Origin of the sequence: Thiobacillus thioparus DSM 505, from assembly GCF_000373385.1 — a bacterium.
In the GTDB taxonomy this organism is placed as follows: Bacteria; Pseudomonadota; Gammaproteobacteria; order Burkholderiales; family Thiobacillaceae; genus Thiobacillus; species Thiobacillus thioparus.
Map to the genome: position 1 here is coordinate 246,007 of NZ_KB891326.1, position 19,613 is coordinate 265,619.

The window sequence follows — 19,613 nt, forward strand, 5'->3', positions numbered from 1 at the left end:
CTTGGTCTGTTCATCAAGGCAGCAAGGCCGTGACGAGTTTCAGTACATCCTGGGTGGGGGTGCCGTAAGGAATGATTCTCACGAGCTTGCCCTGGGTGTCGATGAGGAAGATGTTCACCGTATGGTCGACGGTATAGCTGGAGCCCGTCGGCACATAGCGGAAGTGCGCGCCATACTGGCCGGCCACTTTGTGCAACTCCTGCTCGCTGCCGGTCAGCGCCAGAATGCTCTTGTCAAAAAAACCCACATAGGGTTCCAGGACATCGGCGGTGTCCCGTTTCGGGTCAACACTGATAAAAATCGGTTGAACCAGGGAGCGCTTGTCGGCAGGCAGCATGGCCAGTAATTGCTTGAATTGCAGCAGTTCCGTCGGGCACATGTCCGGGCAATAAGTGAAGCCAAAATACAGCAACACAGCCTTGCCCTTGAACGACGAAAGCGAGACTTCCTTGTTCTGTGTGGTGCGGAGCGTGAAATCCCCGCCCAGCGTATGCGACCCGGCCCATGCCAGGGACGTGCAGAACAGGAGCAGGGACACGATGCCATAGCGCACAGAATTCATATTTCTCATTGCCTAACAAGTATCTAGTGCCAGAGGCTGCTGCATGAACCGTGCCATGTAGCCCGATGTCTTATGGATCAGGGTGCAGGTGATCCGTCCATTCGGAGCAATATTGGAGAAAAAGGCTTGTGAACGTTCCAGTTTCGGTACAACCTGTACCGTATATTTCACGCGATCTGTATTTCGATCGGCAACTATTTCAGTTTGTCCCCGTTTTTTGGGGACAAACAACGGAATACGACGTGCGCTGGGCACCTTTGTAATGTTGGTGCGGATATTGCTTCCATATTCACGGTAAGGATTTAGCGATGGAAAGGCACGAAATCTTGGAACATGCCCGTATTGTGAATGCTGTGGTCGAGTCGCGTGGCGACATGAACGCGACGGAAGTCGGGCCGGCGATTGCCCAGTCATGGAATCGATGCGTGCGGGACTTCGGCCTGGATCCGGTTCGCGATGAGCCGGTGGTCGTACTGGACAGCCGAGAACTGAAGGATAGGCAGGAGCCTTTGGAGTCCTTGCGTGCGATCGCGCAAGGCGAGATGGCCACGCTATACCAGCAATTGTCGGGATCCGGTTTTTCGGTGTTGCTGACCTACCGCGAAGGCGTGGTACTGGATTATCTGGGCGATCCCTCGTTTTCCGACGCCGCGAGGCAGTGTGGGATGGTGGAGGGGGCGCTGTGGAGCGAGCAGTACCAAGGCACGAACGGTATGGGCACCTGTGCCATCGAGCAGCGTCCCCTTCTGGTCCACCACCATGAGCACTTTCTGGCACGCAATGTCGGGTTGACCTGTTCGGCTGCGCCTATCTTCGATCATGAAGGCAGGCTGATGGCGGTCCTGGACGCCTCCAGCTTTTCCCATCTCGCGCAGCAACATACCCTGGTTCTGGTCAACATGTCGGCGCAGATGATCGAGAACCGTACTTTCCTGTGCAATTTCCGCGATCATTACGCACTACGCTTCCACAGCCGGCCTGAATTCATCGGGACACTCTGGGAAGGCGCGCTGGCCTTGAATGAGGAAGGCTATATCCTGGCCGCCAACCGGAGCGCCCTGTTCCAGCTGGGTTACAAGAAGCATGCCGATCTGGCTGGACTTCAACTACGTGACCTCTTCAATACGGGTATGGACGCCCTGCTCGGACGGAACAACCAGGGATGGCTTAACCCGGTCGCCCTGTATGAGGCCAAGCGGGGGAACCGCTTCTTCGGCCTTGTCCAGCCGCCCGAGTCGCGCAGTTCTGTCCTGTCCGGACGGGCTGCGCGGCAGGCTGTCATCGAGAACCCGCCTGCGGGCGACGAAAAGGTCATACGCCTAAGTGAGCTCCAGTTCGGCGACCAGACCATGGAACATAACGTTCACTGCGCCAAGCGCGTGCTGGGCCGGGATATCCCCATCCTGCTGCTGGGCGAGACCGGGACGGGCAAGGAGGTGTTTGCCCAAGGCGTCCATCAGGAACAGGCTGGCGGCAAGCGTCCCTTCGTGGCGGTGAACTGTGCGTCCATCCCGGAAACCCTGATCGAGAGCGAGCTTTTCGGCTACAAGTCGGGGGCGTTCACCGGCGCCAACCGTGAGGGTCGTCGCGGGAAAATTCTCCAGGCGAACGGCGGCACCCTGTTCCTGGATGAAATCGGCGACATGCCCGTGATGCTGCAGGCCCGTTTGCTGCGGGTACTGGAAGAACGCGAAGTGATCCCGCTGGGTGGCGAAACGCCCGTCAAGGTCGACATCAAGCTGATCAGTGCCACCCACCGTGACCTCAAGGAACTGGTGGCGGAAGGGCGCTTTCGGGAAGATCTGTACTACCGCTTGCAGGGCATCACGCTGAACCTCCCGCCTTTGCGTGAACGAGGCGACAAGCGCGAACTCATCAACCATATCCTGAGCCTAGAATGCGGGGAAAAGGAACGGGTAGGGTTGAGCAAGGGTGCCTTACGGCAACTCGAATCATACGCTTGGCCCGGCAACATCCGGCAGTTGCGCAATGTCCTGAGGACGGCTCTGGCTCTTTGCGATGGCCCTGAAATCACGATTTACGATCTGCCTGAAGAAATCTGCGCGCAAGCGCCCCGGTCGGAAGCCGATGACAGTGCTGGCAGCAGTAAGGAGACCCCGTTGTCCGCGCTGGAGATGGCGGAACGGGAAACTATTTTGCTGAACCTGGAGAAGAGCCGCTGGAACGTCACGCTCGCGGCCCGAAATCTGAAAATCAGCCGCAACACGCTGTATCGCAAGATGAACAACCTGAACATCCGCATCAACAAGGAGGAATGATTTGATGCCGTCCCCGTTTGTCACCTGGGTTGAGCCTGCCGATCTGGGTTTCAATTCCGCTCACTTCATCACCTATGGCAATGTCTGTGAAAATTTGCACGGCCATAACTTTCACACGCGCGTGACGGCGCATGGCGAGGATACGGGCGAAGGCTACGTCCTGGATTTTGTCGCATTGACCCGCCTGGCGCGGGAAATCTGCCAGGAATTGTCCGATCGCGTGATCTTGCCCGCCACCAGCCCTGTTGTCCGCTTGGCCGAGGAAGACGGCCTGGTCAAGGTTGAAAGCTTCGGCAAGCGTTTCTGGATCGAGAAGGAAAGCTGCGCCATTCTGCAGATACCCAATGCCACAGCGGAGTTGATCGCCCGGCATATCGGCGAACGCCTGACCGAGGCACTTCACCGGGAAAACCTGGCAGGAGGCGTCCATTTGCTGGAAGTCGGAGTGGAGGAGGCCGATCGCCAATGGGGGTTCTCCCGACACGTCTTCCCGCAATGAACCCCGAGGCAAGGCCGTGCTAGTGCAAGAAACGCCCCGCATCGCCTGGGGACTGACAGGTTCGGGACATTACCTTCGCGAAAGCCTGGAAATTATCGAGACGCTTCCGGATGTCGATCTTTTCGTCACGCGAGCTGCGGCCGAAGTACTCGGAATGTATGGCATCCCGCTCAAGAGCCTGCGTGAGAAAATGCGCGTCTTTCAGGACCACACGGCCAGCAGCGTGCCGGTAGGCTTTCTCTATAGCGGCCACTACCACACGCTGATTGTCGGCCCGGCCACGTCCAACACCGTGGCCAAATGCGTGGCCGGAATCTCCGACACGCTGGTCACCAATCTCTACGCCCAGGCGGGCAAATGCCGCATTCCCAGTATCGTGTTTGCCTGTGACTGCGAGCCGACGGTGATCACCGAAGCGCCAGGCCAGACCGTCATGCTGTATCCCCGGCCCATCGATCTGGAAAATACCGAAAGGCTGAAGCGCTTTCCCTATACCCAGGTGGCGGAAAGCATCGAGGCATTGAAGTCTGCCATTGACCAAAGAATGACATGTCTGAGCACATCCTCTTCCTGACGGGCCGCCTGGCCGAACTGCAGTTGAGGCGTGTGCTCACGGACATGGGTGACGCGGGCTTTACCTGGGACGTGCAGGTGCCGGGTGTGCAGGTTGCGGCCTTGTTGACGGGCGACATGATCCGTCGCCGCTTGACGGACACCCGAGGGGCTGACCGCATCCTGTTGCCCGGCCGTTGCCGCGGCGACCTTGCGGCCTTGTCCGAACATTTCGGCATCCCGGTCGAACGGGGGCCCGACGAACTCATGGACTTACCGGCGTTTTTCGGCCGGCAGCGCCGCGCGCCCGATCTGTCGCGCCATGATGTCCTCGTGTTTGCCGAGCTGGTCGATGCGCCGCGCATGCGCATCGAGGCCATACTGGACCAGGCTGCTCGTTACGTTGCCGATGGCGCCGACGTGATCGATATCGGCGGCTTGCCTCAGACACCGTTTCCGCACCTGGAAGAAACGGTGCAGGCGCTGAAAGCGGCCGGTTACCGGGTCAGCGTCGACTCCCTCGATCCGGACGAATTGCTGCGCGGCGGCCGGGCGGGCGCGGATTACCTGCTGTCGCTCACCACGGACACCCTGTATCTGGCCGACGAAGTGGCGGCCACGCCCATCCTGATTCCCGCGCACCATGGAGATCTGAACGATCTGATCGAAGCCATGCAACGGATGGAGGCGAACAATCGCCCGTATTTCGCCGACCCTATTCTGGATCCGCTGCCGTTCGGATTTGCTGCGTCGCTGGCGCGCTACCATGAACTGCGCCGGCGAATGCCCGAGGCCGACATCCTGATGGGCACCGGCAACCTCTCCGAGCTCACGGATGCCGACACAGCCGGCATCCATGCCCTGTTGCTGGGGGTCATGGCGGAGCTGAATATCCGGGCGCTGCTCACCACGGAGGTCAGTCCGCATTGCCGCAGCGCGGTACGGGAGATCGACGCTGCACGTCGGATGATGTTCGCCGCGCGCGAGGGGCAGAGCCTGCCGCGCGATTTGTCCGATGCGCTGCTCGGCATGCATCACCGCAGGCCGTTTCCGTACGACCGAGAAGAAATCGCCGCGATGGCGAGCGCTGTGAAGGATCCCAGCTTCCGGATCCAGATCAGCGAGGAAGGCCTGCACATCTACAACCGCGACGGCATGCACAGTGCGACCGATCCGTTTGCGCTGTGGCCGCATCTCAAACTGGAACAGGATGGCGGCCATGCGTTTTATCTGGGTGTAGAACTGGCCCGGGCGCAGATCGCCTGGCAACTGGGCAAGCGTTACAGCCAGGACGAGGAGCTGACCTGGGGCTGCATGGGACTGCGTCGCAAGGAAGAAAACCTCACGGTTCAATGCGGACCCGGCAGCACGCGCACAACCCCTCAAACGGAGCCATCATGAGCATGATTCTGGAAGCCATCCTGACCACCGCCACGCCGGACGGCGGGACGCATATCGCCCCATTGGGCTTCCGGCGTGAAAACGGATATATCGTCCTGTCGCCTTTTCATCCCTCACGCACACTCGACAACCTGCGCGCCACCGGCGTGGCTGCGATCAGTCACCCCACCGACGTGCGCGTATTCGCCGGTTGCCTCACGGGGCGGCGCGATTGGCCGCTTGTTCCGTGTACCCAGGTCACTTGCGGCCGGCTCGCGGACGCGCTCAGTCACAGCGAGTTGATTGTGGAGCGGATCGAGGAAGACGCGGTCCGGCCCCGTTTCATCTGTCGCGAACTGATCCATGCCAACCATGAAGCCTTCCCCGGTCACAACCGTGCCCAGGCTGCCGTCATAGAGGCCTGCATCCTGATCAGCCGGCTCGGCATGCTGCCTGCCGACAAGGTGAAACAGGAAATGGACTATCTCGCCATTGCGATCGGCAAGACGGCGGGGCCACGCGAATTGGAGGCCTGGAATTGGCTGAAGGAAAAAATCGACGCGCATCGCCAGCAGGAGCAGGCGGCATGACGGGCTGGCTCGCCAGCGTGACGGACGTCGGTGAGGCGCGGCAAGTGCTCGCCGCAGGTGCCGACATCGTCGACGCCAAGAACCCGCATACCGGCGCACTGGGCGCCTTGCCTCTGGATACCGTACGTGCCATCGTCAATGCCGTGGGTGGGCATGCGCCAGTCAGCGCGACAGTGGGTGATTTTCCCACCATGGAGCCGTACGGCGTCGTCCATGCCGTCGACATGATGGCCGCTACCGGCGTCGATTTCGTGAAGATCGGGCTGTTCCGGGCCCCGGCGTTGCATGATTGCCTCGCGGCACTGGCGCCCTTGTGCAGCCAGCACCGTCTGGTTGCAGTCTTGTTCGCCGACCGCAACCCGGATATCGATATCGGACTGGCCGATCGGCTCGCCGAATGTGGGTTTGCGGGCATCATGCTGGACACGCTGGACAAGTCCGCGGGCGGCCTGCTTCGGCATCAGCCAGTCGCACGTCTCACCCGCTTTGTTGACCATGCCAGACACCTGGGGCTGATCAGCGGCCTTGCCGGATCCTTGCGGGCAACGGATATCCCCGTCCTCGCGCCGCTTGGTGCGGACTATCTTGGGTTTCGTGGTGCCTTGTGCCGCAGTCATGCCCGTACCCAGTCGCTGGATGCGGGGGCCATGTTTGCCGTCTCCGATGCCATTGTGAAGATGCGAGGGGTATCCGCACAAACAATGGCCTGCGTATGAGCTTGCGCAAGCCCTCGGACTTTCTGGCCATTTCCATGAGCGGCTACGATGGGAGGGGCCGGTAGGGTAGGGCTGGCAGGCCGACACCTGCCAAGCCACGGCCATCAAGCACGTTCAATATCACCGTCACGCCGTTTTGCTGGCCTTGTATTCCAGCCATTTCTCGACCTGCTCGTCCCAGTCGTCGGAACGGAAGAAGGGATTGGAGCGTGGCTGGACGACCATGTTGGGATCGACCGGCAACTCCAAGCCCTCGAGGAAGTTGGTCAGGCCGATACGCTCGATCATCTCGCCGGTGCGCTCGTGTTCCAGCGCATTTTCCGCAAAGAAGTCGATGACATTGCGGCCCAGTTCATTCAGTTTCTCAAAGTCCTCATCGGTTTCCAGCTTCATGAACGGGATCACGACCGTGCCCATGGTAGCGCCGATCTTCAGCACGCCCTTGCCGCCGATGAGTATCGTGACACCCTTGTCCTTGCCTGGCAGGAGACCGCCAGGCATGACATTCAGACAATGCATGCAGCGCACGCAGTTCTTGTTGTCGATACACATGGTTTTGCCGTCGCCCAGGTTGGCAGCGGACACATGTTCGTCGGCCTTGAACTTGTCGGAAGACACCAGGGCGATGGCCTTGGTCGGGCACTTGGTGATGACGTCATTGATGAGATCCTCCATGCCGTGGACCTTGTAGTAAGCCTGAACCAGTTCTTCATTGACCCGGATGTTGTCGCGCCAAGTGCCGATGGTTGCCAGGTCGGAGCGCATGATGGCGTTGACGCAGTCGTTCGGGCATCCCGAAAACTTGAACTTGAATTTGTATGGCAGCGAAGGACGATGCATGTCGTCTATGTTGTTGTTGATGACGGTACGCAGCGCCTTGGCTTCGTCGTAGCAGGACATTTCGCAACGTGCTGCGCCGACGCACGACATTGAGGTACGCAGCGAGGGGCCCGCGCCCCCAAGATCGAAACCCATCTCGTTCAGGCGGTCGAAGGCCTTCTGGACGTTCTCGGTGCGGATGCCCTGGAACATGATGTCGCCAGACTGGCCATGGAAGGCGATCAGGCCAGATCCCCCCGTTTCCTGCCAAACGTCGCACATCTTGCGCAGGAGATCAGAGGTGTAGTGCATGCCGGCCGGCGGCTGGATGCGCAGCGTGTGGAACTCGGCCGCCTCGGGGAATACAGGCTTGCCGTTCCCGTCCTTCAGTTCGGTGAACCGCGGGATCACGCCACCTCCGTAGCCGAATACGCCGACAGTCCCGCCTTTCCAGTAACCGGTCTTGGTCTTATACGACGTTTCCAGCTGACCCAGCAGGTCATGCATCATGTCGCTCTCTTTTGCCAGACGCTTGAGACCAGTGACAAAACTTGGCCAAGGGCCTTTCTCGAGTTCGTCAAGATTAGGGGTTTCGAACAGGGGCTTGCTCATATCGGTCTCCTTCGCGGGTCGTAAATTGCTGATTGGTCAAATGCTTGCGTATTCCACTTTGCAGAGCGCCGATCCCTGGCTAGCAGAAGGGAATATCGGGCAGGAAGAGGCTGGCGAGATTGCACTGCCACTGCCTCATCAAGCAAAGATAGTTTTTTTCGAATATTTAACAAACGATATTTTTTTCTGGTTATCTATCGCATATTTCGATTGATGGAGCCAAATGGGATCGCTCAGGCCGGATGAGCACATGCCTTATTACGCACCGGCTGAACTTGCCGGTCTGAATCCATTACTTCGCATAATGTATATTATGTTAAATAATAAGAATAGTTACATTTGAAACCATTTCTGACACTATGATACTAACCAACCAACTGGCTAGCATGGCAAAGACGTGAACCTGGATTTCACCTATTTCGAGAATGGTATCGGCCGCATATCCGGGCAACTGCCTGGCATGCCCCAGGACCGGGTTGTGTTGAACCGTCTGTTCTTTTATGTTTTCAAGGAATTGGACGATGTTTATAACCAACATCTTTTAGAGTTTGGGCTCAACAGTTCCACCTTCCTGGCGCTCGCCATGATTTTGAGCAGCGAGGACAACCGGCTGAATCCCAGCCATTTGAGCGACGCGCTGATTGCATCCCGCACCAATGTGACCCGTTTGGCGGATGACCTGGTCGGTTCGGGCTGGGTCAGCCGCAAACCGTGCACGCAAGACCGCCGACGGGTGGAACTGTCGCTGACGCCGTCAGGACGGAAACTGATCCTAGTCGTGTTGCCAGTCATCTGGCAACGGATCGAGCAGCAATGGATCGATTTCAGCCCGGCCGAGATCGCCGAGTTCGACCGCTTGCTGAGGAAGATGCTGGAAGGTTTGCGGCGCTTCAGGGTGGCCTCGTGAAGCGACTGCTGCCCAGCGTGTTCCTGGTGTTCATCGGCTGTGCCGAACTGCCGCACGACTTGCCGGCCCGGCCGGCGCTGAAGGCGCCCGAGACGGCGACCACGCTGTCGGCTTTGTCTAACACGTCCGCGGACACTGATATTCCGCTTCTCCAAGAACACTGGTGGACGTCCTTCGGGTTGACCAACCTGGACCGATTGATCGAAACAGCCTTGCAGGATGCCCCCGATCTGGCCGCCGCGCAGGCGCGCCTGCGCACGGCCGATCAAGCCGAACGCCTGGCCCGCCTCGACGCCCAGGTGCACTATGAAACCGATGCCTCCATTGCCCGCGAACATCTGAGCAAGAATGGGCTGTTTCCGCCGCCCATCGGCGGTAGTACCTTTACTCAGACCGATATCACCGAAAACCTTTCGTACACGCTCGACTGGTGGGGCAAGAACCGGGCGTTGATCCAAGCTGCGGGCAACGAGCGGCAGGCAGCACGCGACGAAGCTGATGCCGTCCGCCAGACCCTGGCGGCAGCGGTCGCCGATACGTATTTTACCTGGGCCGATGTCGAGGCGCGCCTGGCAGCCGCGCGCGCATTGACCCAGAGCCACCGCAAGGAACATGCGCTGCTCAAGGCACGTTTCGACCTGGGTCTGGATTCTGCCCAGCCCCTGATCGATGCGCGCAAAAAGTTGGATCTGGACGAGGACTGGACCCGCAGTCTGGACTATCTGGCGCGCGCGCTGCGCTATCGCATGAGCGCCCTGATCGGCAGCGACCCGGACCACGCTGCCAGTCTGCCGATGCCTGAACTCGACGCCCGGCTCCCAGCCCTGCCAGCCCGTCTGCCGTTGGACTGGCTGGCCCGCCGACCCGATGTGGCGGCGTTGCGCAGCCAGGTTGAAGCCGCTTCCGACCGGAGTGCGGCAGCCAAGGCGGATTTCTACCCCAATCTGGATCTGCGCATGATGATCGGCCTGGAAACCCTCGATCTCAGCAAGCTGTTCCAGGCCAACAGCCTGTCCGCATCGATCGGTCCGGCCCTGCATCTGCCGATCTTCAACCGCCAGACCCTGAGCGCGAAACTCGGCATGCGCGAAGCGGATTACGCCGCATCCGTGGCGGTCTATAACCGCACCATCCTGGAAGCTGCCCGCCAGGCCGCCGATGCGTATGCCCTGATTGCGAGCCTGGAGCACCGCAGTCAGGCGCAGCGACTGGCGCTGCATGAAACCGAACAGACCCGTTCCCTGGCGGAACAGCGCCGGCAGATCGGGTTGGCCAGCCCGCTCGACGCACTCGAAGCGAACAGTGCCGTCCTCGCCCAGCGCATGAATGAGATCGAGGTCCAGGCCGCCCGCCTGCGCGCCCGTGTGGCGCTGTTCAAGGCATTGGGCGGCGACGCCCTCCACAAGGACCCTGCCCCATGACCATTGATCCTCCGGAAGCCAATCCGGCCAAACGCAAACGCCTGCTGACGATCCTGGCCCTGATTTTTCTCATTGCCGGGACGATTTGGGGCGTACGCTGGTTCCTGCACAGCCGCGGACACGAAAGTACCGACGACGCCTACGTGGCCGGCAACCTGGTGCGAGCCACGCCGCGTGTCGCCGGTTCGGTGGTGGCGGTACTGGCCGACGACACCGACTTCGTCAAGCAGGGCCAGGTCGTGGTGAAGCTGGACGATACCGATGCCAGGCTGTCCCTCGCCAAGGCCGAGGCCGATCTGGGGGAAATCGTGCGCCGGATCAGCCAGACCTTCGAGGCCCACGCCCAGCAGACCGCCAATCTGGCCGTGAAGCAACGCATCCTGGAACAGGCCGAGGCCGATCTGGTGCGGCGCGAGCGGGCGGTCGCCGTCGATGCGATCTCGCGCGAGGAAGCCGAGCATGCCCGCGCCGCGCGTGACCTGGCCCGATCCGAGCTCGATCTGGCGCGCGCCCAGTTGGCAGCTTCGAAAGCCGAAGTGGGTGGCACCTCGGTGGCGACTCATCCGGCCGTCAAACAGGCTGAAGCCCGGCTGCGCGAAGCCTGGCTGGCCCTGAATCGCTGCGAGATCCGGGCGCCTTCCGATGGACAGGTGGCCAAGCGCTCGGTCCAGGTCGGCCAACAGGTTGCACCCGGCATGGCGCTCATGGCCATCGTGCCAATGACCCAGCTGTGGGTGGAGGCCAATTTCAAGGAAGACCAGCTCAAGGGCATGCACATCGGTCAGCCGGTGCAACTGGTTTCCGATCTCTACGGCAGCGGCACGATCTTCCACGGCACCGTCGCGGGCCTGTCGCCCGGTACGGGCAGCGTGTTCTCCCTGTTGCCGGCACAGAACGCCAGCGGCAACTGGATCAAGATCGTCCAGCGCCTGCCGGTGCGCATCGCCCTCGACACCAAGGAATTGGCCGAACATCCTTTACGGGTCGGCTTGTCGATGAAAGTTGAAGTGGAAACCGCTGCAGCCGGCAAGGCAGACTCGCATCCCGCAACCCGTTACGTCACGCCGGTGGAAGACGCGACCGGTGCGGATGCACTGATCCGCTCCATCCTGCGGGCCAACCTGGTCCATACGGGCTGAGCCGGGCGCCATGGCCCATCCTCCGTTGCACGGTCCCACTCTGGTCCTGCTGACTCTGGGCCTGAGCCTGGGCACCTTCATGCAGGTACTGGACACGTCGATCGCCAACGTCTCGCTGCCGGCGATTTCAGGCGACCTGGCCGTGAGCCCGAACCAGGGCACCTGGGTCATTACTTCCTTCGCCGTCAGCAACGCCATCGCCCTGCCGCTGACCGGCTGGCTGTCGCGTCGTTTCGGCGACGTCCGACTGTTCGTGCTGTCCACCCTGCTGTTCACCCTCGCCTCCTGGCTGTGCGGCCTGGCCTCCAGCCTGCCGGTCCTGATCGCCGCGCGCGTCCTGCAGGGCGCCGTGGCGGGGCCGATGATCCCGCTCTCGCAGAGCCTGCTGCTGAACAATTACCCGCCGGAAAAGAAGGGACTCGCGCTGGCGCTCTGGTCGATGACGGTCATCGTCGCGCCCATCCTGGGGCCGATCCTCGGCGGCTGGATTACTGACAACATCAACTGGCCGTGGATCTTCTACATCAACCTGCCGGTCGGCCTGCTGTCGGCCTTCCTGACCTGGACGATTCTCGGCAAGCGCTCCAGCGCAACCCAGGTCGTGCCCATCGACAAGGTGGGCTTGGTGCTGCTGGTGCTGGGCGTGGGCGCGCTGCAGATCCTGCTGGACAAGGGCAACGAGCTGGACTGGTTCGAGTCCGGCACCATCGCCGCCCTGGCGGTCGTCTCCGTGGTGGCACTGAGCGTGCTGGTAGTCTGGGAGCTGACCGACCGCCACCCGGTGGTGGACTTCCATCTGTTCGGCCAACGCAACTTCCTGGTCGGCACGGTCATCCTGAGCGTCGGCTACCTGGTGTTCTTCGGCAACGTCGTGATCCTGCCGCTATGGCTGCAGACCAACATGGGCTACACCGCCACCTGGGCGGGCATGGCCGCCGCGCCCATCGGCATCCTGCCGGTGTTCCTGTCCGCGTTCGTAGGCAAGTACATGCACAAGGTCGACCTGCGCATCTGGGCCACCTTCAGTTTCATGGTGTTCGCCGCGGTGTCGTTCTGGAACAGCAATTTCAACTCCGACGTCACTTTCCAGCACATCGTGATTCCGCGCCTGCTGATGGGCTTCGGCGTCGCGAGCTTCTTCGTGCCGCTGACCGCCCTTACGCTGGCGGATATTCCGCCCCACATGATGCCTAGCGCCACCGGCCTGTCGAACTTTTCCCGCATCCTGGCCGGCAGTTTCGGTACCTCACTCAGCATCACTCTTTGGGACCGCCGCGCCGAGTTCCATCACAGCATCCTGACCTCGCATGTCTCGGCTTTCGACCCGTCGGCTGCCGACGCCCTCGGCAGCCTGGGCAATCCGGCCACGGACCCGGCCATGCTGGAGCGGATCATCAATCAGCAGGCGGTACTGCTGGCAACCAATGATATCTTCTGGCTGTCAGGCTGCTTCTTCGTTGCCCTGATGTTGATGGTCTGGCTGGCCCGTCCGCCCAAACGGGGGAGCGCACCGGTCGCCAGCGGTGCTCATTGAGCGGGAATCCGGCTCTGGCTGGGCGATTACGGAACCAAAATCCGATTTTTATTTCTACATGCTGCCCATTCTCTAAGATGAGCACATCAGCCGCACCGCTCCGGCAGTGTCCGACTGATTGTCACGCCGCGTTCTGGCTTGTGCGGCGCTTTCCAAGACCTTTAATAATTCTGGAGCAAAAAAATGAACCAAGCACGCTCGTACAAAATGTTTTCCCTCCTCGGTATTTCTTTGGTTTGCGCAGCCTTGCTGGGCGGCTGCGCCACGACCGACGCACTGAACAAGGCTCAGGCCACGGCAGACCAGGCATCGAAAAAAGCCGATGAGGCCAATGCCAACGCCAATGCCGCCAAGACTGCCGCCGCCCAGGCTTCGCAAAAGGCTGACCAGGCCAACGCGACCGCCGACGGGGCCAAGTCGACTGCCGACCAGGCCAACTCCACTGCCAATGCGGCGAAGGCCGAAGCCGACAAGGCCATGCAGGAAGTCGACAAGCTGGCCGAGAAAATCGACCGCATGTTCAAGAAAACAATGCAGAAGTAATTTTTGCTGGTCCGACGGACAGACGGCCTGGGACCGTCTATCCGCCGGCATCAATCAAGTCGGACTGGTTTGAGTGGCCGATACCGATACGTTGGAGCGGCAGCGGGAATTTCAGCGAATGATCACGCGCGTACCCACATGCATCCATTGGGCAAGCCGCCGGATGTCGCGGTTGGTGAGCGCCACGCAGCCGTTGGTCCAGTTGACCGCCTGTTGGACGTCGGGGTTGCCGCCACCGAGTCCATGGATTCCAATCTGGCCGCCGAGCGGCGTATCCTGGGGTGGCGTGCGGTGATGTCGCAAGGCCTGCATGATGGCATCGAATTGCGCCTGACTGAGAGTGCCGGCGTCATACGCATGGCGGGCGACAGGAGCAGACGGGTAATCGAGGCCGTAGAAGGTGTTGAAGCGGCTGTGGCGATCGATCCAGGTGACGTGGAATATGCCGCGCGGCGTGGTTTCGTCGCCCCGGCGATGGATTTCGGCGACGCCGCCGCTACCGATCGCGATGTTGTGGAAACGGGCCAGGACACGGTTTTCAGCGGAAAACACCGTCAGGGTCAGCGCCTGGGTATCCACCAGCACCCAGTCCACCCCTCCGGCTGCCCGGGAGATCGTGGATATCCCCAGGATGACGGCAGCCAACAACGCATTCAAACTGAATCGCAATTCAGGACCTCCATGATCAACCCATGAAATGCATCATGCACTCCCCTTCTCCGACCGCTATCTTGCGTTCAGTTCCCGGCCTGCAAGTGCTTGTCCTGCTGCTGGCGTGGTGGGTCACCCCAGCTTGGAGCGCGACGTTTCCGTTGCCAACCGATGGCAGCAACCTCGTCGGCCGGCTGCAGGTGGTGACGGCTGACGCCCGTAACACCTTGCTGGACATCGCCCGGCATTATGACCTCGGCTATGACGAAATCACCCGCGCCAATCCGGGAATGTCGGTCTGGCTGCCTGGCGAGGGAACCCCGGTCGTCGTTCCGTCCGAATTCATCCTGCCGCCGCGGCCATGGGTCGGTATCGTCGTGAACATTCCCCAGCGCCGGCTTTATTATTTCCCGCGCCACAAAGCCAATGAAGCGGCAACGGTGGTCACCTTTCCCATTGGAATCGCCCGTCCTGGCTGGCCAACGCCGCTGGGCAGTACCCGGATCATCGCCAAATACAAGGATCCCGCCTGGATCGTTCCCAAGGACATCCAGGCCGAGCATCATCGACAGGGCGAAGCCAATTTTCCCGATTACTTTCCCCCTGGACCCAACAATCCCATGGGCATGCTCGCCCTGGAAACCGGGTTTTCGCAAATCTTCATTCACGGCACCAACCGGCCGTGGGGCGTAGGGATGGAAGTCAGCCATGGCTGCGTCCATCTGTATCCCGAGAATGCGGCCTATCTGTTTCCCAAGGTGCCCAAGGGCACGCCAGTGAGGATCATCAACCAACCGGTGCTGGCGGGATACCGCAAGCATCAACTCTATCTCAGCGTATCCGCACCGGTGGGGGAATATCCCGGCGACCAGGACAGCCTCCTCATGCGCGCGATCGATGCCATCTCGCAGTCCAGAAGCCGGGACTGGCCGACCATCGATTGGGACCGTGTGCGGCAGGTCGTCGATGCCAGACAGGTCGTACCTGTTCCCGTCAACATTGGCGCACCCAGCCTCGACCGCCTCATTGCGTCGATCAAGCCGGAACACTACAGCTTCGAGCCCTACGGCATCGAGGCCAACGACGCGGCGCCACCGGATGCTCCGCGCTGACCCTTGATTTCCGGAACTGGGGGGATGCGTTCGGGTCAATGCCATCAACCAGCCAGGCTGTAGATGTTTCGTATCCAGACGACGTGACCGAACGCTCTCTTTCTTCTTTCCGGCAATATCCGAAGGCATCCTGTGTTATCGAACTCGATTCCTATTTGTGCCCGCTATGCGGACAGCACGGATTGATCCGGATCCGCCGTCGCCTCATCGACCGGATCCTGAGCCTCTTCGTCAGGCAGCGGCGATTTCGCTGCACGCAACCCGGATGCCAGTGGCAAGGAAACCTGCGCGAGAAGGCCGCACGCCGGAAATCGTGAGGGCGCAATCAAGAATGCCCCGTAACAAACTGATTTGACGGATTTATTCAACATGTTGCACCCGCCGTGCGCGAGACCACAATGAGCATGTCGACAATTTTATGGGGATTGCTTTTCGGCTCGATCGGGCTGGGCTTCTTCTTGTACGGCAAGAAGCAGCAGGCGATCGTTCCGTTATTTTGCGGGCTTGCGCTCATGGTCTTTCCGTATTTCGTTTCCAACACCTTCCTGTTGGTCGCCATCGGGGTCGCATTGACCGCGCTCCCCTATTTCGTCCGGATCTGAGATGCCATCAATCTGGCGAGGCCTCAGTTATCCCGGGCTTCGTTCACCAGTTGCTGACGGATCGACAGCAATTCCTGCCGATGCTTGGCGTCGGTCTTGGGGTACTGCATCCGGAGCGATCTGAAGGTATCGACAACGATCCGGGCAATGATCAACCGGGCATTTTCCTTGTCGTCGGCAGGTACCACGTACCAGGGCGCGCGCTGGGTGCTCGTTGAACTCAGGCACGCCTCATAGGCCTTCATGTAATCGTTCCAGAACCCGCGCTCGACGAGATCCGCCTGGCTGAACTTCCAGTTTTTATCGGGCTCGTCGATGCGATCGATGAAGCGTTTCCGCTGTTCTTCCTTCGAGAGGTGCAGAAAAAACTTGATGATCCGCGTGCCGTTTCGGTGGAGATGGTTTTCCAGGTCGACGATGGAACGATAGCGTTCCTTCCAGATCGTTTTTTCATTGAGTAGCCCGTCCGGAATCCCCTGGCTGCGGAGAATCTCCGGATGGACACGCACGATCAGCACTTCCTCGTAATAGGAGCGGTTGAAGATGCCGATGCGACCGCGTTCCGGCAAGGACTGCGTGGTTCGCCATAGAAAATCATGCTCGAGCTCGGTCGCGCTCGGATGCTTGAAGCTGAATACCTGGCAGCCTTGGGGATTGATTCCGGACATCACGTGCTTGATGGCGCCATCCTTGCCGGCGGCATCCATGGCCTGAAAAATCAGCAGGACCGCATAGCGGTTGGACGCATAGTGCAGCTGTTGCAGCGCGCTCAGTTCAGACACTTGGTCCTCAAGGAGCTTTTGGTACTGCTCCTTGGATTTGTAGAGCGGTTTCACGCGTGTCGGCCACTTCTTGAGGTTGACCTTGTCCCCTTCCTGTACCTGGAAATCCCTGGATTTGATTTTCATCCCCGTCCTTTCGGTCGTCATTGAGGCGATTCGTTTCCGGTCGTTGCCTGTCCGCTGCGGCCGCGGGCGGGCGATGTGAACCGCTGGGTTTGGGCCGGCCGTTGACCCTGTCCTTATTATCCCTGCCAAGGTAGCGAGCGACTTGTATAAACGAGTAGCATTAAAACCAGCGGTTTCCAATACACAAAAAGGATAAATTGCGATGAGAAAGACACCTTCCGAAGCCTATCTTGAAAAAGCCAGACACCTGTCCAAGGAAGAAACCGAGCGACTGCTGTCCAGAATGCGCGAGAAACTGACGCGCAGGCTGGAAGACAAAAAACTGAGCGCGCTGGAAGTCGTGGCGATACAACTGGAGATAGAGGATGAGGCCTTGAACGAATGGCGGGAACGGATGCAGGAAATCAGGAAAAAACCCAAGTCCAAATAACCCGCTTATCGTTCGAAATCCTGGCAGCGTCAATATTGCCGCTGCCCGCGGCGAAGCACTCAGACCCATGAAACCGAATTATCGGCAGGCATGCGGAGACGGGGTATCTTGCCGTCCATCTACGTTGTAAATCATCCGGCCCTCCCCGCTCAACCGATCTCTACTGGAATCGAATCAACCCTGGTCTACTCTCCGTAGTATGGATGGGAGGTCAATTTTCTGCTCGATTCCGCCCCATGCCGGTGCGAGTGACAGAAATATGCCCCATGCCTGTGCAGCTTCCGGGAGATGCACTGGTTTTGATCGGCATGCATTTCTTCCGTCGCACTATTTGTGCTCAACCCGGTCGAACTTTTGGCCGCTAAAAAGAACATGGCACGATCATTGCGACAGCAGGATCAGGCCTAACATCGATTCACCGAACAGGAGGACTCCATGAGCTTGTTCAACCAGTACATCGAACGCTACCGCAGAGAAGAAGAGGAATTCACCCTCGAGGAATTCCTGGATATCTGCAAGCAGGACCGGATGGCTTACGCGAGCTCCGCCGAACGCATGCTGGCGGCGATCGGCGAGCCGGAACTGGTGGATACCCGGAAGGATCCCCGATTGTCCCGCCTGTTCTCCAACAAGGTCATCAAGATCTATCCGGCCTTCAAGGATTTTTACGGCATGGAAGACACGATCGAGCAGATCGTGTCCTATTTCCGGCATGCGGCACAAGGCCTGGAAGAGAAAAAGCAGATCCTCTATCTGCTGGGCCCGGTGGGCGGCGGAAAATCCTCGCTGGCGGAGAAGCTCAAGCACCTGATGGAGAAGGCGCCGTTCTACGCCATCAAGGGCTCGCCGGTGAACGACTCGCCGCTGTCACTGTTCTCGGCCGACGAGGATGGTGACATTCTGTTGCAGGAATATGGCATTGCACTCCGCTATCTCGGCAAGGTACTGTCGCCCTGGGCGGTGAAGCGGCTGCATGAGTACAACGGCGACATCACCAAGTTTCGCGTGGTCAAGCGCTGGCCTTCGGTGCTGGGCCAGGTCGGCATATCCAAGACCGAGCCGGGCGACGAGAATAACCAGGACATCTCCTCACTGGTTGGCAAGGTGGATATCCGCAAGCTGGAAAAATATTCGCAGGACGACCCCGACGCCTACAGCTATTCGGGCGGACTGTCCCTGTCCAACCAGGGCCTGATGGAGTTCGTCGAGATGTTCAAGGCGCCGATCAAGGTGCTGCATCCGCTCCTGACCGCCACACAGGAAGGCAACTACAAGGGCACCGAGGGCTTCGGCGCAATTCCCTTCGACGGCGTGGTGCTGGCGCACAGTAACGAGTCGGAGTGGACCACCTTCCGCAACAACAAGAACAACGAGGCCTTCCTCGACCGCATCTACATCGTCAAGGTGCCCTACTGCCTCCGCGTGTCCGAGGAGGTGAAGATCTACGAGAAACTCCTGCAGCACAGTTCGCTGTCGGAATCGCCCTGCGCGCCCGGCACGCTGGAAATGCTGGCGCAGTTCTCGGTCCTGACCCGTTTGAAAGAGCCGGAAAATTCCAGCATCTATTCCAAGATGCGCGTCTATGACGGCGAGAACCTCAAGGACACCGACCCCAAGGCCAAGAGCTACCAGGAATATCGCGACTTCGCCGGCGTCGACGAAGGCATGACCGGCATCTCGACCCGTTTCGCCTTCAAGATCCTGTCGCGCGTGTTCAACTTCGACCACAGCGAAATCGCCGCCAACCCGGTGCATCTGCTCTACGTGCTGGAACAGCAGATCGAGCAGGAACAGCTTCCGCCCGAGGTGGAGCAGCGCTATATCGCCTACCTGAAAGAATACCTGTCGCCACACTACGCCGAGTACATCGAGAAGGAGTTGCAGACCGCCTACCTGGAGTCCTACTCGGAATATGGCCAGAACATCTTCGACCGCTACGTGACCTACGCTGACATGTGGATCCAGGATCAGGAATTCCGCGACCCCGACACCGGCGAGGTTCTCGACCGCGCCCAGCTCAATACCGAACTGGAGAAGATCGAAAAGCCTGCCGGCATCGCCAACCCGAAGGACTTCCGCCACGAGGTGGTCAACTTCGTGCTGCGCGCACGCGCCCAGAACCACGGCAAGAATCCGGCCTGGACCAGCTACGAGAAGCTGCGCGTGGTGATCGAGAAGCGCATGTTCTCCAGCACCGAGGACCTGCTGCCGGTGATCTCGTTCAACGCCAAGGCGTCCAGCGACGAACAGAAGAAGCACCAGGACTTCGTCCAGCGCATGGTCGACAAGGGTTACACTGACAAGCAGGTGCGCCTGCTGGCCGAGTGGTATCTGCGCGCGCGAAAGGCGTCCTGAGA

General features: G+C 60.0%; 21 protein-coding genes. 16 read left to right on the forward strand and 5 right to left on the reverse strand.

Features of this window, described 5'->3' with window-relative positions; all coding sequences use genetic code 11:
- Nucleotides 1-13: 13 nt before the first annotated feature.
- Complete coding sequence (locus tag B058_RS0108995; RefSeq protein ID WP_018508148.1) at nucleotides 14-562, reverse strand: SCO family protein; 549 nt, start codon at nucleotides 560-562, stop codon at nucleotides 14-16.
- 308 nt (nucleotides 563-870) lie between these two features.
- Here B058_RS0108995 and B058_RS0109000 point away from each other — a divergent pair, with 308 nt between their 5' ends.
- The 6 genes from B058_RS0109000 to B058_RS0109025 are packed head-to-tail and all read left to right on the forward strand — an operon-like array spanning nucleotide 871 to nucleotide 6,578.
- Nucleotides 871-2,841, forward strand: a complete 1,971-nt coding sequence (locus tag B058_RS0109000) for a sigma-54-dependent Fis family transcriptional regulator (RefSeq protein ID WP_018508149.1) — start codon at nucleotides 871-873, stop codon at nucleotides 2,839-2,841.
- A gap of 4 nt (nucleotides 2,842-2,845) precedes the next feature.
- Entirely contained in the window at nucleotides 2,846-3,340 is a 495-nt protein-coding gene (locus B058_RS0109005; protein WP_018508150.1) for a 6-pyruvoyl trahydropterin synthase family protein, read from the forward strand.
- 22 nt (nucleotides 3,341-3,362) lie between these two features.
- Nucleotides 3,363-3,914: a flavoprotein gene (locus B058_RS0109010; protein ID WP_018508151.1), complete on the forward strand. Its 552-nt coding sequence runs from the start codon at nucleotides 3,363-3,365 to the stop codon at nucleotides 3,912-3,914.
- Entirely contained in the window at nucleotides 3,890-5,293 is a 1,404-nt protein-coding gene (locus B058_RS0109015; RefSeq protein ID WP_018508152.1) for a DUF6513 domain-containing protein, read from the forward strand. The genes B058_RS0109010 and B058_RS0109015 overlap by 25 nt, the downstream gene beginning before the upstream one ends.
- The gene (locus B058_RS0109020; RefSeq protein ID WP_018508153.1) at nucleotides 5,290-5,862 is read left to right on the forward strand and encodes a DUF447 domain-containing protein; all 573 of its coding nucleotides are present in this window, start codon (nucleotides 5,290-5,292) and stop codon (nucleotides 5,860-5,862) included. Before B058_RS0109015 ends, B058_RS0109020 begins: the two co-directional genes overlap by 4 nt.
- The gene (locus B058_RS0109025) at nucleotides 5,859-6,578 is read left to right on the forward strand and encodes a (5-formylfuran-3-yl)methyl phosphate synthase (RefSeq protein ID WP_018508154.1); all 720 of its coding nucleotides are present in this window, start codon (nucleotides 5,859-5,861) and stop codon (nucleotides 6,576-6,578) included. Before B058_RS0109020 ends, B058_RS0109025 begins: the two co-directional genes overlap by 4 nt.
- A 126-nt stretch (nucleotides 6,579-6,704) precedes the next feature.
- On the opposite strand, the gene dsrA is transcribed toward B058_RS0109025, so the two are convergent.
- Complete coding sequence (gene dsrA, locus B058_RS0109030) at nucleotides 6,705-8,009, reverse strand: dissimilatory-type sulfite reductase subunit alpha (RefSeq protein WP_018508155.1); 1,305 nt, start codon at nucleotides 8,007-8,009, stop codon at nucleotides 6,705-6,707.
- Here dsrA and B058_RS17850 point away from each other — a divergent pair.
- The 6 genes from B058_RS17850 to B058_RS0109060 all read left to right on the forward strand — a co-directional run bounded on the left by B058_RS17850 (nucleotide 8,002) and on the right by B058_RS0109060 (nucleotide 13,553).
- Nucleotides 8,002-8,223 (forward strand): hypothetical protein, encoded by a 222-nt coding sequence (locus B058_RS17850; protein WP_157265716.1) that lies wholly within the window; start codon nucleotides 8,002-8,004, stop codon nucleotides 8,221-8,223. The genes dsrA and B058_RS17850 overlap by 8 nt on opposite strands.
- Before the next feature lie 183 nt (nucleotides 8,224-8,406).
- Nucleotides 8,407-8,916 carry a MarR family winged helix-turn-helix transcriptional regulator gene (locus tag B058_RS0109040; RefSeq protein WP_018508156.1) on the forward strand — a complete coding sequence of 170 codons (510 nt, stop codon included), beginning with the start codon at nucleotides 8,407-8,409 and terminating at the stop codon, nucleotides 8,914-8,916.
- The gene (locus B058_RS0109045) at nucleotides 8,913-10,337 is read left to right on the forward strand and encodes an efflux transporter outer membrane subunit (RefSeq protein WP_018508157.1); all 1,425 of its coding nucleotides are present in this window, start codon (nucleotides 8,913-8,915) and stop codon (nucleotides 10,335-10,337) included. The genes B058_RS0109040 and B058_RS0109045 overlap by 4 nt, the downstream gene beginning before the upstream one ends.
- Complete coding sequence (locus B058_RS16755; protein ID WP_018508158.1) at nucleotides 10,334-11,476, forward strand: HlyD/EmrA/EmrK family protein; 1,143 nt, start codon at nucleotides 10,334-10,336, stop codon at nucleotides 11,474-11,476. The genes B058_RS0109045 and B058_RS16755 overlap by 4 nt, the downstream gene beginning before the upstream one ends.
- Nucleotides 11,477-11,486: 10 nt before the next feature.
- Entirely contained in the window at nucleotides 11,487-13,010 is a 1,524-nt protein-coding gene (locus B058_RS0109055; protein WP_018508159.1) for a DHA2 family efflux MFS transporter permease subunit, read from the forward strand.
- A gap of 183 nt (nucleotides 13,011-13,193) precedes the next feature.
- On the forward strand, nucleotides 13,194-13,553 hold the full coding sequence (locus B058_RS0109060; protein ID WP_018508160.1) for an Lpp/OprI family alanine-zipper lipoprotein: 360 nt from the start codon (nucleotides 13,194-13,196) through the stop codon (nucleotides 13,551-13,553).
- A 111-nt stretch (nucleotides 13,554-13,664) separates the two neighbouring features.
- Here B058_RS0109060 and B058_RS0109065 read toward each other — a convergent pair whose 3' ends face one another.
- The gene (locus tag B058_RS0109065; RefSeq protein WP_169335088.1) at nucleotides 13,665-14,198 is read right to left on the reverse strand and encodes a L,D-transpeptidase family protein; all 534 of its coding nucleotides are present in this window, start codon (nucleotides 14,196-14,198) and stop codon (nucleotides 13,665-13,667) included.
- An 86-nt stretch (nucleotides 14,199-14,284) separates the two neighbouring features.
- Here B058_RS0109065 and B058_RS0109070 point away from each other — a divergent pair, with 86 nt between their 5' ends.
- A complete protein-coding gene (locus B058_RS0109070; RefSeq protein WP_026240787.1) occupies nucleotides 14,285-15,316 on the forward strand; it encodes a L,D-transpeptidase family protein in 1,032 nt (343 codons plus the stop codon).
- A 164-nt stretch (nucleotides 15,317-15,480) separates the two neighbouring features.
- Here B058_RS0109070 and B058_RS17855 read toward each other — a convergent pair whose 3' ends face one another.
- Nucleotides 15,481-15,687 (reverse strand): hypothetical protein, encoded by a 207-nt coding sequence (locus B058_RS17855; protein ID WP_157265719.1) that lies wholly within the window; start codon nucleotides 15,685-15,687, stop codon nucleotides 15,481-15,483.
- Between the two features lie 12 nt (nucleotides 15,688-15,699).
- On the opposite strand from B058_RS17855, the gene B058_RS0109075 reads away from it, so the two are divergent.
- Nucleotides 15,700-15,918, forward strand: a complete 219-nt coding sequence (locus B058_RS0109075) for a hypothetical protein (protein WP_211208671.1) — start codon at nucleotides 15,700-15,702, stop codon at nucleotides 15,916-15,918.
- A 23-nt stretch (nucleotides 15,919-15,941) separates the two neighbouring features.
- Here B058_RS0109075 and B058_RS0109080 read toward each other — a convergent pair whose 3' ends face one another.
- Nucleotides 15,942-16,826 (reverse strand): ADP-polyphosphate phosphotransferase, encoded by an 885-nt coding sequence (locus B058_RS0109080; RefSeq protein ID WP_018508164.1) that lies wholly within the window; start codon nucleotides 16,824-16,826, stop codon nucleotides 15,942-15,944.
- Between the two features lie 202 nt (nucleotides 16,827-17,028).
- On the opposite strand from B058_RS0109080, the gene B058_RS0109085 reads away from it, so the two are divergent.
- Together B058_RS0109085 and B058_RS0109090 are read left to right on the forward strand one after the other, a co-directional pair.
- The gene (locus B058_RS0109085) at nucleotides 17,029-17,256 is read left to right on the forward strand and encodes a hypothetical protein (protein ID WP_018508165.1); all 228 of its coding nucleotides are present in this window, start codon (nucleotides 17,029-17,031) and stop codon (nucleotides 17,254-17,256) included.
- Between the two features lie 435 nt (nucleotides 17,257-17,691).
- Nucleotides 17,692-19,611 (forward strand): PrkA family serine protein kinase, encoded by a 1,920-nt coding sequence (locus B058_RS0109090; RefSeq protein WP_018508166.1) that lies wholly within the window; start codon nucleotides 17,692-17,694, stop codon nucleotides 19,609-19,611.
- Nucleotides 19,612-19,613: the final 2 nt, after the last annotated feature.

Excerpts from the sequence above, each read along its gene's own strand:
- B058_RS17855 (WP_157265719.1), bottom strand. The coding sequence starts at position 15,687 with ATGTTGAATAAATCCGTCAAATCAGTTTGTTACGGGGCATTCTTGATT.
- B058_RS0109020 (WP_018508153.1), top strand. The coding sequence starts at position 5,290 with ATGAGCATGATTCTGGAAGCCATCCTGACCACCGCCACGCCGGACGGC.
- B058_RS0109005 (WP_018508150.1), top strand. The coding sequence starts at position 2,846 with ATGCCGTCCCCGTTTGTCACCTGGGTTGAGCCTGCCGATCTGGGTTTC.
- B058_RS0109055 (WP_018508159.1), top strand. The coding sequence starts at position 11,487 with ATGGCCCATCCTCCGTTGCACGGTCCCACTCTGGTCCTGCTGACTCTG.
- B058_RS0109015 (WP_018508152.1), top strand. The coding sequence starts at position 3,890 with ATGTCTGAGCACATCCTCTTCCTGACGGGCCGCCTGGCCGAACTGCAG.
- B058_RS0109000 (WP_018508149.1), top strand. The coding sequence starts at position 871 with ATGGAAAGGCACGAAATCTTGGAACATGCCCGTATTGTGAATGCTGTG.
- B058_RS0108995 (WP_018508148.1), bottom strand. The coding sequence starts at position 562 with ATGAATTCTGTGCGCTATGGCATCGTGTCCCTGCTCCTGTTCTGCACG.
- B058_RS0109085 (WP_018508165.1), top strand. The coding sequence starts at position 17,029 with ATGAGAAAGACACCTTCCGAAGCCTATCTTGAAAAAGCCAGACACCTG.
- B058_RS0109080 (WP_018508164.1), bottom strand. The coding sequence starts at position 16,826 with ATGAAAATCAAATCCAGGGATTTCCAGGTACAGGAAGGGGACAAGGTC.
- B058_RS0109025 (WP_018508154.1), top strand. The coding sequence starts at position 5,859 with ATGACGGGCTGGCTCGCCAGCGTGACGGACGTCGGTGAGGCGCGGCAA.
- B058_RS0109060 (WP_018508160.1), top strand. The coding sequence starts at position 13,194 with ATGAACCAAGCACGCTCGTACAAAATGTTTTCCCTCCTCGGTATTTCT.
- dsrA (WP_018508155.1), bottom strand. The coding sequence starts at position 8,009 with ATGAGCAAGCCCCTGTTCGAAACCCCTAATCTTGACGAACTCGAGAAA.
- B058_RS0109090 (WP_018508166.1), top strand. The coding sequence starts at position 17,692 with ATGAGCTTGTTCAACCAGTACATCGAACGCTACCGCAGAGAAGAAGAG.
- B058_RS16755 (WP_018508158.1), top strand. The coding sequence starts at position 10,334 with ATGACCATTGATCCTCCGGAAGCCAATCCGGCCAAACGCAAACGCCTG.